17 protein-coding genes are annotated in these 12,419 nt (G+C 71.8%); 2 read left to right on the top strand and 15 right to left on the bottom strand.

The window, feature by feature from the left end; genetic code table 11:
- The 5 genes from ACZ7EC_RS18510 to ACZ7EC_RS18490 all read right to left on the bottom strand — a co-directional run.
- The coding region (locus ACZ7EC_RS18510) for a phosphotransferase family protein (protein ID WP_471063754.1) at nt 1-1,068 on the bottom strand (1,068 nt) is incomplete at its 3' end.
- A 276-nt stretch (nt 1,069-1,344) separates the two neighbouring features.
- Nucleotides 1,345-2,034, bottom strand: a complete 690-nt coding sequence (locus tag ACZ7EC_RS18505) for an HAD family hydrolase (protein WP_471063751.1) — start codon at nt 2,032-2,034, stop codon at nt 1,345-1,347.
- Between the two features lie 47 nt (nt 2,035-2,081).
- A complete protein-coding gene (locus ACZ7EC_RS18500) occupies nt 2,082-2,963 on the bottom strand; it encodes a winged helix-turn-helix domain-containing protein (RefSeq protein WP_471063749.1) in 882 nt (293 codons plus the stop codon).
- A 525-nt stretch (nt 2,964-3,488) separates the two neighbouring features.
- Nucleotides 3,489-4,724, bottom strand: a complete 1,236-nt coding sequence (locus tag ACZ7EC_RS18495) for a GNAT family N-acetyltransferase (protein ID WP_471063747.1) — start codon at nt 4,722-4,724, stop codon at nt 3,489-3,491.
- A gap of 72 nt (nt 4,725-4,796) precedes the next feature.
- Nucleotides 4,797-5,423, bottom strand: coding sequence for an RsiG family protein (locus tag ACZ7EC_RS18490; protein WP_471063745.1), 627 nt, complete (start codon nt 5,421-5,423; stop codon nt 4,797-4,799).
- Nucleotides 5,424-5,580: 157 nt separating this feature from the next.
- Between ACZ7EC_RS18490 and dtd the strand changes: the two genes are divergently transcribed.
- A complete protein-coding gene (gene dtd, locus ACZ7EC_RS18485; protein ID WP_471064257.1) occupies nt 5,581-6,006 on the top strand; it encodes a D-aminoacyl-tRNA deacylase in 426 nt (141 codons plus the stop codon).
- Between the two features lie 22 nt (nt 6,007-6,028).
- On the opposite strand, the gene ygfZ is transcribed toward dtd, so the two are convergent.
- The 7 genes from ygfZ to ACZ7EC_RS18450 all read right to left on the bottom strand — a co-directional run bounded on the left by ygfZ (nt 6,029) and on the right by ACZ7EC_RS18450 (nt 10,734).
- Entirely contained in the window at nt 6,029-6,994 is a 966-nt protein-coding gene (gene ygfZ, locus ACZ7EC_RS18480; RefSeq protein ID WP_471063743.1) for a CAF17-like 4Fe-4S cluster assembly/insertion protein YgfZ, read from the bottom strand.
- 10 nt (nt 6,995-7,004) lie between these two features.
- Complete coding sequence (locus ACZ7EC_RS18475) at nt 7,005-7,442, bottom strand: Fur family transcriptional regulator (RefSeq protein WP_145485803.1); 438 nt, start codon at nt 7,440-7,442, stop codon at nt 7,005-7,007.
- A gap of 69 nt (nt 7,443-7,511) precedes the next feature.
- Complete coding sequence (locus ACZ7EC_RS18470) at nt 7,512-8,087, bottom strand: heme-binding beta-barrel domain-containing protein (protein ID WP_471063741.1); 576 nt, start codon at nt 8,085-8,087, stop codon at nt 7,512-7,514.
- A 327-nt stretch (nt 8,088-8,414) separates the two neighbouring features.
- The gene (locus ACZ7EC_RS18465; RefSeq protein WP_397985257.1) at nt 8,415-8,702 is read right to left on the bottom strand and encodes a DUF1416 domain-containing protein; all 288 of its coding nucleotides are present in this window, start codon (nt 8,700-8,702) and stop codon (nt 8,415-8,417) included.
- Nucleotides 8,703-8,732: 30 nt separating this feature from the next.
- Complete coding sequence (locus ACZ7EC_RS18460; protein ID WP_471063739.1) at nt 8,733-9,578, bottom strand: sulfurtransferase; 846 nt, start codon at nt 9,576-9,578, stop codon at nt 8,733-8,735.
- Between the two features lie 122 nt (nt 9,579-9,700).
- On the bottom strand, nt 9,701-9,781 hold the full coding sequence (locus tag ACZ7EC_RS18455; protein ID WP_350751515.1) for an Ms5788A family Cys-rich leader peptide: 81 nt from the start codon (nt 9,779-9,781) through the stop codon (nt 9,701-9,703).
- A gap of 206 nt (nt 9,782-9,987) precedes the next feature.
- Complete coding sequence (locus ACZ7EC_RS18450; protein ID WP_471063737.1) at nt 9,988-10,734, bottom strand: LmeA family phospholipid-binding protein; 747 nt, start codon at nt 10,732-10,734, stop codon at nt 9,988-9,990.
- A gap of 365 nt (nt 10,735-11,099) precedes the next feature.
- Between ACZ7EC_RS18450 and ACZ7EC_RS18445 the strand changes: the two genes are divergently transcribed.
- A complete protein-coding gene (locus ACZ7EC_RS18445) occupies nt 11,100-11,363 on the top strand; it encodes a DUF3099 domain-containing protein (RefSeq protein ID WP_471063735.1) in 264 nt (87 codons plus the stop codon).
- A 10-nt stretch (nt 11,364-11,373) separates the two neighbouring features.
- Here the strand turns inward: ACZ7EC_RS18445 and ACZ7EC_RS18440 are convergent, their stop codons facing one another.
- The 3 genes from ACZ7EC_RS18440 to ACZ7EC_RS18430 are packed head-to-tail and all read right to left on the bottom strand — an operon-like array spanning nt 11,374 to nt 12,289.
- Nucleotides 11,374-11,736: a DsrE family protein gene (locus ACZ7EC_RS18440; RefSeq protein ID WP_397985253.1), complete on the bottom strand. Its 363-nt coding sequence runs from the start codon at nt 11,734-11,736 to the stop codon at nt 11,374-11,376.
- A gap of 32 nt (nt 11,737-11,768) precedes the next feature.
- Complete coding sequence (locus ACZ7EC_RS18435; RefSeq protein ID WP_471063733.1) at nt 11,769-12,020, bottom strand: hypothetical protein; 252 nt, start codon at nt 12,018-12,020, stop codon at nt 11,769-11,771.
- Nucleotides 12,017-12,289, bottom strand: a complete 273-nt coding sequence (locus ACZ7EC_RS18430) for a hypothetical protein (protein WP_471063731.1) — start codon at nt 12,287-12,289, stop codon at nt 12,017-12,019. The genes ACZ7EC_RS18435 and ACZ7EC_RS18430 overlap by 4 nt, the downstream gene beginning before the upstream one ends.
- Between the last annotated feature and the right edge of the window lie 130 nt (nt 12,290-12,419).

The raw sequence follows: 12,419 nt of genomic DNA, 5'->3' as shown, positions 1-12,419 counted from the left end.
TTGGATCCCTCCTTTTCCTTGCCCCCACCTCCCCCCCCCCCCCCCCCCGCCGCCCGCCCCCCCCCCGCGCCGGAAGAGGACCCGCTCGATCTCCTCGTCGCCGGGCACCCGGCCGAGCCGCAGCGGTTCGGCGGCCGCGCGCAGGGCGTCGCCCACGGTGGCGGTGGCCCGCTCCAGGGACTCGGGACCGAAGGAGCGGACCAGGGTGCGGACGGCCCCGATGACGTCGGAGTAGAGGGACTGCGCGTGTTCGAGGGCGAGGTGGTGGGGCAGGTCCCTGGCGAGCCCGGCGACGGCGGCGGGCCGGGCGCGGCCCACCGCCTCGGCCCAGGCGCGCACGACGGCCGCCCGCTCGCGCTCCGGGTACCGGGACCGTACGAGGTGGACGGCGAGGTCGTACAACGGGTCGCCGAAGCTCGCCAGTTCCCAGCCCGTGCACGACAACCCGTCCGCATTCAGCGCAAGTTGGGAGCGGCGCAGGTCGCCGTGGAGCAGGACGTACGGGCGGCGGGTCAGCGCGGGCACCCGGTCGGCGAACCGGGCGAGCGCGTCCTCGGGGACGCCGAGCGCGGTGAACAGGCCGCCGTACGCGCGCCGGTGCACCCCCCGGATCTGCCGGTCGGCGAGGTGGGCGAGGGTGCGCAGGAAGCCCTGGGAGTCGGTGTGGTTGCGCGGCCAGTACGCGGGCAGCGGGGGCAGCGCGGTGCCGCGCACCTGGGCGAGGGCGGCGGGCAGCGCGGCGACGCCCTCGGGGGGCGGCACTTCGCCGTCCACCTGGCTGTGGATGACATAGCCGTCCCCGGCGGCCAGGCACTCCGGTGCGGCAGCCGGCAGCACCCGGTGCACCGCACGCAGGATCTCCGCCTCGCCGTCCCAGGTGCGCACGGCCGGTGCCGCGTCCGGGCGGGGCAGCCGCACGGTCACCGGGGTGCCCGGAGCGCGGCCGAGCAGACCGGCGAGCGGTTCGGTCAGCGGCAGTACGTGGTCGCGGTGGCGCGGGCCCTCGCGGACCGCCCGCCCGGCCGCGGCGCGGGCCGCGAACGCGCGGCAGGCGGCGTCCGTCCGCATGGTCGTGGCGCGCTCCCCCGCGACGGTAGGGGGAACTGACGGTGCGCCCACTGGCCGCTCCGGAAGGTCGATCGCACAAGGGGGACATGCCGGACGACAGGTCCGGGGAAACGCTATTCCCCCGTGGCGGCCGGTACGGCCGCCGGGCGCGGCGGAGTAGCCCAACGGGTGGTGCGCCGCTCGGCTGTGCCGATCCGGCGACCGGGGCCCGGCACCTCGCCGCACCCCGCGCCCGCATGCCCGCGTCCGGACGGTGACCGGCCGCGCATCCGCATGCTAGCCGACCCCGCGCCCGCCCCTGAGCAGGCGCAACAGCGGCTCCAGCGACCGTACGACGTGCTCGGCGCCGGCCGCGCGCAGGGGCTTCTCCTTCGCCTCGTTGCGGGCGTAGCCCAGGAAGGGGACCCCGGCGTCGCGGGCGGCGGCGAGGTCGGAGGGGGCGTCGCCGATCATCAGGGCGGCGGCGGGGGCGGCGCCCATGGCGGCGAGGGCGCGCAGCAGGCAGTGCGGGTCCGGCTTGAGGTGGTGCAGGTGTTCGGTACGGCCGTACAGGTGCGGGGCGAAGCAAGCGGTCAGGCCCCGGCTCTCCAGGTAGCTGCGCACCACGCGGGGCGAGTTGTTGGTGGTGACGGCGAGCCGGGTGCCGACGGCGGTCCAGGTGCGGATCAGCGGGTCGGCCCAGGCGGTGGGCAGCGCGGAGGCGGCGGCGCGCAGTTCCTCCTGGGTGAGACGTTCCTCCAGGCCGGTCACGAGGTCGCTGCCGGGCCGGCGGCGGCCCACCGCGCGCAGCACCACCTGCGGGTCCAGGGTGCCGCGTTCGGCCGGGGTGAGCAGGCCGTGCAGCCCCTGCCGCTCCAGCCAGGCCACCAGGTCCGCGGCGATCCGCTCGGCCTTGTGCGTGGCGAACAGCCGGCAGATGGGCCCGTCGAAGTCCCACAGCACGACCCGAGCGGAAGTGATCAGCACACGAAGCTTCTCGATCTCGCTCGCATCAGAAGTCGTATCAGAAGTCACTAGGAGAGTGTCAGGTCCGTGGAGATGGTTTCCCAGAGGGCGTCGAACCACTTCTGAGATTCCTCCACGAACGCCGCATCCCGCTGTCCGGCGCGCCGCTCGAAGGAAAAGAGCAGGGACTCGGAGCCGACCGCGTCGTACATCTCCAGCGTCCCGCTGTCGGTGGGCTCGGCCCGGCGCGTGATCATGTAATGCGCGAACAGCGCCTCGGAACCGTTGAGCAGGTAGAGCTTCACCGGCGGGGTGAACGGCAGGGCCCGGAAGGTGACGTGGACGTCGATGTCGTGGGTGCCGCGCAGGGCCTGGAGGTTGTACTGGAGCACCTGACCCTGGGCGTTGCGCATGGCCAGCCAGCGCTGGTGCACCGCGTCGTCCTCCGCGCTCCCGGCGTCGACCGAGACCGGGAAGGCGAGGCTGATCTCCCGCGAGGGCAGCAGGATCCGGGCGTCGATGCGCTCCGGGCTCAGCTTGCCCTCGTGGATCAGGCGCAACGGTTCACCGAGGGCCGGGATCAGGCTCTGCGCGGTCAGGCAGAGGGCGTCGATGCGGACGTGGCGCGCCGCGAACGCGTCGGTCAGCCGGGGCGCGAGGGCCACCATGGTCGGCTGGGGCTCCTCGGCCCCGGACCGCTGTTCGGCGACCCGCGGCGGGCTGCCCTTGGTGACACCGGTGAGCAGGCCGTCCTGCTGGAGCATCCGCAGGGCCTGGCGCACGGCACCGCGCTCGACGCCGAACTCCTCGGCCAACTCGGCCTGGGTGGGCAGCCGTTCCCCCGGCCCAAGGATCCCGGTGCGCATGCGTTCGCGCAGGACGCCCGCGATCTCCCGCGGGGTGCGCCTGCCGCTGCCGTCGACTGCCATGTGCTCCTGGGCCACCACCAAACGTTACAACTTCCGTCCATCTGACGGCAGTTGTCGACGAGTTGTTTACGCGACACCACCACGTGGAGGCAGAGGGGACCGAGTTGGTTGCCAACTTTCCCAGGTCGGCGGGAGTGGCCGGTTTCAGCTCCCCCGCATGGATCAGCCGGAACTGCTCGCGGCGGGACGCGCGGGGTCGCCCGGCGGAGGCGTGCTCCGGGTCCACGGGCGAACCCTACAAGTTCGCGCCAACTTGGAGCAGTTCACCGACAGGTGGTTATGAGACGCCCTCCAACGGAGATAAGTGGAGATAAGTTGGCAGCCAACTCGGCTGACATGGTCGAGCTTCCCCGTGGTTGGCCGTACCGGTCACCGCTTCGGCGGGGAGCCGGGGACCGGGGACGGCCCGCGAAGCGCACAGTCACAACTGAAGACGCCGACAACTGAACACGACGCGCACAGCCACAACTGAACACCGCACAGCACAGCCACAACTGAACAGCTCGCTACGGATGTACGGATCAGCGCCGCCGACGAGGGGAGCGGTCAGAAGCCGTCCGGGCACCAGGGGCGTCCGGGCGAGCGGAACAGGGCGTCGGCCAGCCGGGCGGCGCCCTCTCGCTCTGCCCGCACCCGGCCCAGCGCGGCCAGCCGCAGCAGCGACTCCCCGCCGAGCCACACGGAGGCCAGCTCCTGGACACCCAGCGTCAGATCGGGGCTCGCGGTGGTGGCCGTACAGGACGCGCCCTCGGGCGAGACCTCCAGACGGTACCGCCCGCCCGCCCAGCCGCCGTCGTCCAGGACCTCCAGCACCAGTTCGCCCTCCCGGTCGTAGCCGCGCGCCTCCAGGGCCCGTACGACGTCCAGGATGCGCACCCACAGCATGTCCGCGTGATCGGTGATCCGGGCGGCGCGCGGGTCGGGCAGGAAGTACGGCAGCGGGTCGTCGGGACCGCGCCCACCGGTGTCGACCTTGGTGATCCAGTCGATGGAGCACATGTAGTGCCACAGCGCGCGCTCGGCCGCCGGAGTGGTCCCGAACAGCCGCTCCACGCGCGCGGTCTGGTCGGGCCGCTGGCCGGTCCAGGTGTCGTCGCTCCGGTACGTCACCAGGCCCTGGGCCTCCCCGGACGCCGAGCGGTACAGGGCGTGCACCGGCTCCACGTAGTCGGAGTGGACGCGCAGCGCGCCGGTGAACTCCTCCCACCACAGCTCGTCGCGGCTGACCGCGCCGGGCTGTGCGCGGCGGAACCGGTCGAACAGCTCGGGGCCCAGCTTGCGCACCTCCGCGCCGTCCAGCAGCTCGATCCGGCCGCCGTCGTCCGGGCCGGACCAGCGGGGGTCGAGGCCGGCCCGCGGTACGTCGACGGCCCACCGGGACATCCAGGTGGCCGGGCCGAAGCCGAACCGGCCGTAGATCGGGTATTCGGCGGCGACCAGGGTGGCCACGACGTCCCCGCGCTCGCGGGCCGCCGCGAGGTCCTGGGCCATCATGCGGCTGAGCAGGCCGCGGCGGCGGTGCGTCGGGCTGACGGTCACGCCGCTGATGGCGTCGGCTGCCACCACACCGCCGCCCACCGTGGTCAGCTCCTGCTCGAAGGACCGGAAGGTGGCCACCCAGCGCCCGCCGTCGACGGCCCCCCGATAGCGGCCCGGCGTGAACTTCCGCCGCCTGGCGTCGAGTTGCTCACGGGCCAGGGCCGGAGGCTGGGTGAACCCCACGGCCAGGGCACGCTGCCAGTCGTCGAAATCGGCCTCGGTGGCGGTGCGGACGTCGCTCATGAGCCCACGGTAGGCATCCGTCCCGCCGGATGTCCTCCCCATTTTCCGCCCGCCGGCCGCGTCACCGGTCCGTCACACCAGCAGGTCCTCCACCTGCGCCTCGCCCATCCGGTACCGGCGGGCGATCTCCCCGCCGCACCCGTCGGCGGTGTGCTGGAGCCGCTGCCGCCGCCCCGACACCTCGTGTTCGTACCGCACCAACCGGCCCAGCGCGACGGACAGTTCGAGGTCCGTACGGGCGCTCAGGTCGCTCAGCTCCACCTCCGCGAGCATCTCGGCGGCGAGCCGCCGTACCTCCTCGCCCCGCGGGGTGCCGACGGTGACATGGCGGGCCGAGGAGCGCTGCCGGGCCGGGGAGTCGCGCAGGATCTCCGGGAGCCGCTCGACCAGGGAGGCGTCCTTAGGCGCGGGCACCGCCGCCCGGCCGCGGCGGGCCAGCTCCGCGTGCAGGATGTCGATCCGGCCCTGCAGCAGCCGCCGCACATAGCTGAGATCGGCTTCGTCGCGCTGGGCGTCGCGGCGCAGCGCGCGCAGTTCGGGCAGGCTCAGCCGGGACAGCTCGGGCAGGTCCGGCCGGGACGGTTCGGGCGCCGCCTGCCGCACCGGCGCCGGTGCGATCACGGGCTCGTCGGCCCGCTGCACGGGCGGCCGGTACGTCCCCTGCGGGATGGGCAGCTCGCTGGTGCTGGATGTGCTCATGTGGTTCGACCGTCCCCTCGACCGGCGTGTGACAGCATCGTGCCACCCCCGGCGCACCGTATGTGACCGAGTGCCCCCGAACGGCCCCGGATGGGCGGTAAGGGTTCCATAAGGGCCGCCGGTGATCGCCACCCGCGTACCCGGCATCATGGTCCGCATGCGAGCGGTGGTGCAGAGAGTGGACGGCGCGAGCGTCGTCGTGGACGGCGAGACGGTGGGCGCGATCGAGGGCGAGGGCCTGTGCGTCCTGGTCGGGGTGACCCACGAGGACACCAAGGAGAAGGCGGCGCAGCTGGCCCGCAAGCTCTGGTCGGTGCGGATGCTGTCCGGGGAGCGCTCGTGCAGCGACGTCGACGCCCCGCTGCTCGTCGTCAGCCAGTTCACCCTCTACGGCGACGCCCGCAAGGGCCGCCGCCCCACCTGGAACGCGGCGGCCCCCGGCGACGTCGCCGAACCGCTGGTGGACGAGGTCGTGGCCCAGCTGCGGGCACTGGGCGCGACCGTGGCGACGGGACGGTTCGGCGCGAAGATGCGGGTGTCCCTGACGAACGACGGGCCGTTCACCGTACTGCTGGAGATGTAGCCGGCCCGGCCCGCCCAGGGCGCTACGGCTCGACCACGACCTCCTGCGCCGCCGCCGTCTCCCCGGCCAGGAGCCCCGCGTCGACCGGCACGTTCCGCTTGACCAGCGCGAGCGCCACCGGTCCCAGCTCGTGGTGGCGCACCGACGACGTCACGAAGCCGATCTTGCGGCCCTCGGGCCCCTCCTCGGCGAGCCGGATCTCCGTGCCCGGCGTCGGCAGGTGCACATCGCTGCCGTCGAGGTGCAGGAAGACGAGCCGGCGCGGCGGCTTGCCGAGGTTCTGCACGCGGGCGACGGTCTCCTGCCCCCGGTAGCAGCCCTTCTGGAGGTGCACGGCCGTGCCGATCCAGCCCAGCTCGTGCGGGATCGTCCGGTGATCGGTCTCGAAACCGAGCCGCGGCCGGTGCTGCTCCACCCGCAGCGCCTCGTGCGCGAGCAGCCCCGCCGCGGGCCCGTGCGCCGCCGCGAAGGACTCCAGCTCCGCGCGCGGCAGGAAGAGATCACGGCCGTACGGCGTCTCGCGTACGACGACGCCCTCGGGCGCCTCGGCGATGGACCCGGCGGGCAGGTAGACCACCGCGAACTCGTCGGTGCGGTCGGCGACTTCCACCCGGTAGAAGAACTTCATCGACTCCAGGTAGGCGACCAGCGCCTGCCGCGTGCCGGGCTCGACGTGCGCCCAGACCGTCGTACCGTCGTCCACCAGGTACAGCACGTGCTCGATGTGCCCGTTGGCCGAGAGGATCAGCGCCTCGGTCGCCTGGCCGACCGGCAGATCGCTGACGTGCTGGGTGAGCAGCAGGTGCAGCCAGCTCAGCCGGTCCTCGCCGGTGACGGTGACGACACCGCGGTGCGAGAGGTCGACGAATCCGGTGCCCTCGGCGAGGGCGCGCTGCTCGCGGAACAGATCGCCGTAGTGGGCGGCGACGCCTTCGTCCACGCCCTCGGCGGGGACGGCGCCGGGCAGGGACAGCAGGGGGCTTTTCATACGGGCAAGCCTACGACGTGGTAGTTGAACTCTTCAGGGAGCAGTCCTTGCAGCGGCCGAAGATCGCGAAGTGCTTCATGTCGGTGTCGAAGCCGAACTGCCGCCGCAGCTTGTCGGTGAACTCCGCCGCCACGCTCACGTCCGCCTCGATCACGTTCTCGCAGTCGCGGCACACCAGGTGCAGGTGGTGGTGCCGGTCGGCGAGGTGGTATGTCGGCGCGCCGTGCCCCAGATGGGCATGGCTGACCAGGCCCAGCTCCTCCAGCAGCTCCAGGGTGCGGTAGACGGTGGAAATGTTGACCCCCGACGCCGTCTTCCTCACTTCCACGAGGATGTCGTCGGGGGTCGCGTGTTCCAGGGTGTCCACGGCTTCGAGGACAAGCTGGCGCTGCGGGGTCAGCCGGTAACCGCGCTGCCTGAGGTCACTCTTCCAGTCGGTGCTCACCACACCGACGAGTCTAGAGTCTTCCGCTTGGATCCGGCCGGACCAGAGAGAGCCGTGACGTACCCCGCGGGCCTACTTGAAGAAGGCGATGCCGTCGTCCGGCATGTCGTCCGGGAGGGCCTTGGCCCAGCGTTCGACGTCCTCGGGGGTGACGACCTTCTTCAGGTGGGCGGACATGTAGGGGCGCAGCTCGACCTCGGGGGTCTGCTTCTCGCCGACCCACATGAGATCGCTCTTGACGTAGCCGTACAGCCGCTTGCCGCCGGTGTAGGGGCGGGCGGCGGCGGTCCGGGCGACGGCGTCGGTGACCAGGTCGATCTGAGGCTTCTTGGCGGCCATCTCGCCGTACCAGATCTCGATGGTGCCGTCGTCACGGGTCATGGTGACCTCGACCTTGCGGTCGCCGTCGATCCGCCAGAAGCCGGACTCGGTCTCCAGCGGGCGGACCTTGTTGCCGTCGTTGTCCAGCACCCAGGTGCGGGAGTGGTACTCCAGGAAGTCCCGGCCGTCGTGGGTGAAGGTGACTTCCTGGCCGAAGTTGCACTTCTCCGAGCCGGGGAAGTCGTGCACGCCAGCGCCGGCCCAGTCGCCGAGGAGGAAGGCGAGCGGGACGAGGTCCTTGTGCAGGTCGGACGGGATCTCGATCATGAGCGGAGCTTTCCTGGTGGGAGGGTCAGCGCTGGCCCTGGTACAGCTTCTTCACGGTCAGGTAGGCGAAGGCGAGCACGCCGACGCAGACCAGGACCAGCAGGGTTTCGAAGAAGATCTCCACGGGTGCTCCTTGAGCGAGGGTGGGCATACGACAGAGCCGGGCCCCAGCTTACGCGGCCGTGCCCCGGCTCTCCTTCCGAGGTGGGCCCCGGCCGTTCCCCGGCGGTCCGGGGCGGCCCGGCCGGGCGGTCCGCTCCGGCACGCCGAAGGGCCGCACCCCCGCCGGCGTCCAACCCAGGGGGTGCGGCCCTCGCGCGCTGCCGGTCAGACGGCGATGGCGACCTCCGCGAGCCCGCCCTGCTGTGCGACGACCGTGCGGTCGGCGGAGCCGCCGGGCACCAGGGCGCGCACGGTCCACGTCCCCTCGGCCGCGTAGAAGCGGAACTGGCCGGTCGCCGAGGTCGGCACCTCCGCGGTGAACTCGCCGGTCGAGTCGAGCAGCCGGACGTAACCCGTCACCGGCTCGCCGTCGCGGGTCACCTGGCCCTGGATCGTGGTCTCACCGGGCTTGATCGCCGAGGCGTCGGGGCCGCCGGCCTTCGCTCCGCACATGCTGTTTCTCCAGAGGTCGCTTGGGGTCGCTTACTTGTTGGCGCCGAGCTCGATCGGCACGCCGACGAGCGAGCCGTACTCGGTCCAGGAGCCGTCGTAGTTCTTGACGTTCTCCACGCCGAGCAGCTCGTGCAGCACGAACCAGGTCAGGGCGGAGCGCTCACCGATGCGGCAGTAGGCGATCGTGTCCTTGGCGAGGTCCACGTTCTCCGCGGTGTACAGCTCCTTGAGCTCCTCGTCCGACTTGAACGTGCCGTCGTCGTTGGCGTTCTTCGACCACGGGATGTTGCGCGCGCTCGGGACGTGGCCCGGACGCTGCGACTGCTCCTGCGGCAGGTGGGCCGGGGCGAGCAGCTTGCCGGAGAACTCGTCGGGGGATCGCACGTCGACCAGGTTCTGGACGCCGATGGCCTTGACGACGTCGTCGCGGAAGGCGCGGATCGCGGTGTTCTGCGGCTTGGCCTTGTACGTGGTCTCCGGGCGCTCGGGGACCTCGTCGCCGGCGACCAGCTCGCGGGCGTCCAGCTCCCACTTCTTGCGGCCGCCGTCGAGGAGCTTGACGTTCTCGTGGCCGTACAGCTTGAAGTACCAGTAGGCGTAGGAGGCGAACCAGTTGTTGTTGCCGCCGTAGAGGATCACCGTGTGGTCGTTGGCGATGCCCTTCTGCGACAGGAGCTTCTCGAAGCCCTCCTGGTCGATGAAGTCACGGCGCACCGGGTCCTGGAGGTCCTTCGTCCAGTCGATGCGGATCGCGTTCTTGATGTGGTTCTTCTCGTAGGCGGACGTGTCCTCGTCCACCTCGACGATCGCGATGGTCGGGTCGTCCAGGTGCTCCTGCAGCCAGTCGGCGTCGACCAGGACGTCGCTGCGACTCATGCTTTCTCCTCCGGGGCAGTTACGGCGGGGCGTGCGTGTGCGAAGGGGCGCGCGCTCGGGGTGCGGGCGGCGCACGGGTGCCCAGCGGGGCAGGGGGGATGACGCGGAAGCGGGGCTCCCGCTCAGAAGGGGCGACAGAGCATGGCGGCTACGCGGCACAGGTCGACTGCCCGCCGCTTCGTGAGATCCGCCTGACGCTTCATGGCCTCGATCGTAGGTACGCGGAGGCGCGCGTGTCACCGGTGTGTCGTATGGCGAGACAGGATCGTCCGAATGGCGGGATGAAGAAAGCGCCCGGCGGCCGTGGAAGGGGCCTTCGGGCGCTCGGGTGCGCTCTCACATCTGCGGTACGGACGTCACCGTCTCGACTGCCGGACGTACGGTGCCCATCCGGGCCGTTTCGCGGCTTCTACCCCGCCAGCTTGACGTCGGAACCCTTCACGCTGATCCGCACGCCGTTCCGGGCGGCCTCCACTTTGTCCAGCTTGATACCGCCGGGCAGCTGGTCGACGACCTGCTGGAAGTCGGTGATCGTGCGGACGCGGTCCTCGGCGAGCCCGAGCCCGGCGACCGAGGGGAGGGAGTCGGCGTGCACCTCGACCTTGTTGTTGACGACGCTGACGGTGCTCAGGACGGAGACCGTGCGGTCGACGGGGATGGCACCGGCGATGGTGCCGTTCACCTTGACGGCGACCTTGATCTTGCCGTTGCCGCCGTCGGAGAGGCCGACGACCTTGGCCTGGATGCCGAGGCCGATGTCGGTGGGCTGCGACTTGGCGGTCTTCAGGAGTTCGCCGTACGAGATGGTCGCGGTGCCGGTGGCGCTGGAGGCGGTGGCGGAACTGTAGTCGCCGGAGAAGGAGACGCCCTTCATGTCCGCCTTGAGGTCGTCGACGCGGATCGTCTGCCCCGCCTGCCCGGTGGCCGCGTCGTAGCTCTTGATCCCGACCTCGACGTCGTCCAGCGAGCCGCCGGCGACCTGGGTGAGGAAGGGGAAGCCCTTGATGTCCACGCTCGGCGTCGTCGGCAGGTTCTCCGAGGACTTCAGCTTGTCCGCGGCCTCCCCCTGGGCGAAGTGCACCGCCACCCGGTCCGCGATCACGAACAGGCCGCCCAGGATCACGACGACGATCAGCAGTATTCGCAGGGCGCGCATGTGGTGTTTCCCCCCGGTCGACGTAGGTCACGGCTACGCAACGGTAACGCCGCGCGGCTTCGGGCAGGGTAAATGTCGATCATCTGTGACAGGGCAGGCAGCCGCAGGCGCCGAACCCGTATGCGACGGCGGCGCCGAGCGAGGCGACTCGGCCTACCCTGGAAGCATGTACGCACGGCGACGTCACGTGACCCCTCCCTGACGCGGCCCTCGCACTGCTCCGCAGGCTTCGGGACCGCTGCGCCGGACTCCGTCCGCCGTCTCCCCGCGGCCCACGCCGCGTGTTCCCCTCACGCCGGGAGCCTGCCCCCACGGGCCGTGCCCGCGGTGGCGCTGAACCGGGCCACCCGCCCTACCCTGGAAGCATGTACGCACGGCGACGTCACGTGTACTTCGCCATGATGGGGGTCTGTATCGGCCTCTTCGTCCTGGCGTGGGGGGTCGTACGGATCTGGTCCGTCCCGGCGGCCGTCGGCATGTGTGTCGTCGCCATGGTGATCCCGCCGGTCGCGGCGATGATCGCGAACCGCCGGGGGCCGGAGGACCGCTGGTGGGACGACCCCTCCGGCGATCCCAAGTCCGACGAGTGGTGGGACGAACTGGACGGCAAGAAGCGCCCGCGCCCCTGAACCACTTGTCCTAGTAGACGAGCGCCTGCGCGTCGTCGGCCAGCGCCTCCTGCACGAAGACCTGCGCGCCCGCGATGCGCACGCCCTCCAGCACGTCCTTCTCCGTGATCTCCCGCCGGGCCGCGCACTGGGTGCACAGCGTGACGCGGCCGGCCGCGAGGACGGAATCGATCAGATCGGGCAGCGGAGCGGCGTGCGGCAGCTCGAACTCCGCGGCCCGCCCCGGCAGTGCGAACCAGGACGACTCCCCGGTCAGCCACAGCGAGACGTCGACCCCGCTGGCCACGGCCACCGCCGCCACCGTGAACGCCTGCGAGCAGCGCTCAGGGGCATCGGCCCCGGCCGTCACCTTGATCACGAGCTTCTTCGCCATGCGGGAAGCGTAGCCCGCGGCGCGAGTGCGGCTCAGACCGCCACCACGGCGATCGTCACCAGCAGGCTCGCCAGGCTGAGCACGGTCAGCGCACCGCTCACGAACGTGCCGTCGACTTTCCGGGCGCGGTGGCGACGGCGCGGTACGGCCTCGGGGGCGGGTGCCGCGGGCGGCAGCGGCCAGTGCGCCGGCGACCGGGGCGTCGGCGGGAACAGCGGCGGCGGGATCGCGTAGCCGGGGTTCAGCGGGGCGCGGTCCTCATTGCGCGTCGTGGGCCTGGTCACGGGCGGTGCTCCGCCCTCTGGTGCCGGCGCAGCAGCACGTTCGCGTCCGCCTCCGCGCTGCGGTCGCACTCCGTCCGCGCCACCTCGCGCCGCTCCGCGAGCGCCAGGCACGCCGAGCAGCCCGGCACCGGGCGGGGCGGCCGGCTCAGGTCGTCCGGGTCCGGCGGCGCCGCCAGCGCACGCTCGTTCGCGATCCGCACCTCGGCGCTGAGGCGTGCGCGGTCGTAGAGGTCGGCTCGGGCCGCCGGGGTGACCGGATTCGTACTCACCTGATTTACTCCTTTGCTCCAACTTCTATACGGAATGAGCCGGTTGCACTACTCTGCGTATTCCTGGCCTGATACGAGGATGGCCCAGCGCGACGGCGGAAACGCATGGAACGGCGCCTTGTGCCAGGCC

Source organism: Streptomyces sp. NPDC037203 (assembly GCF_055605065.1).
This window is presented reverse-complemented; position numbering and strand designations above follow the sequence as displayed.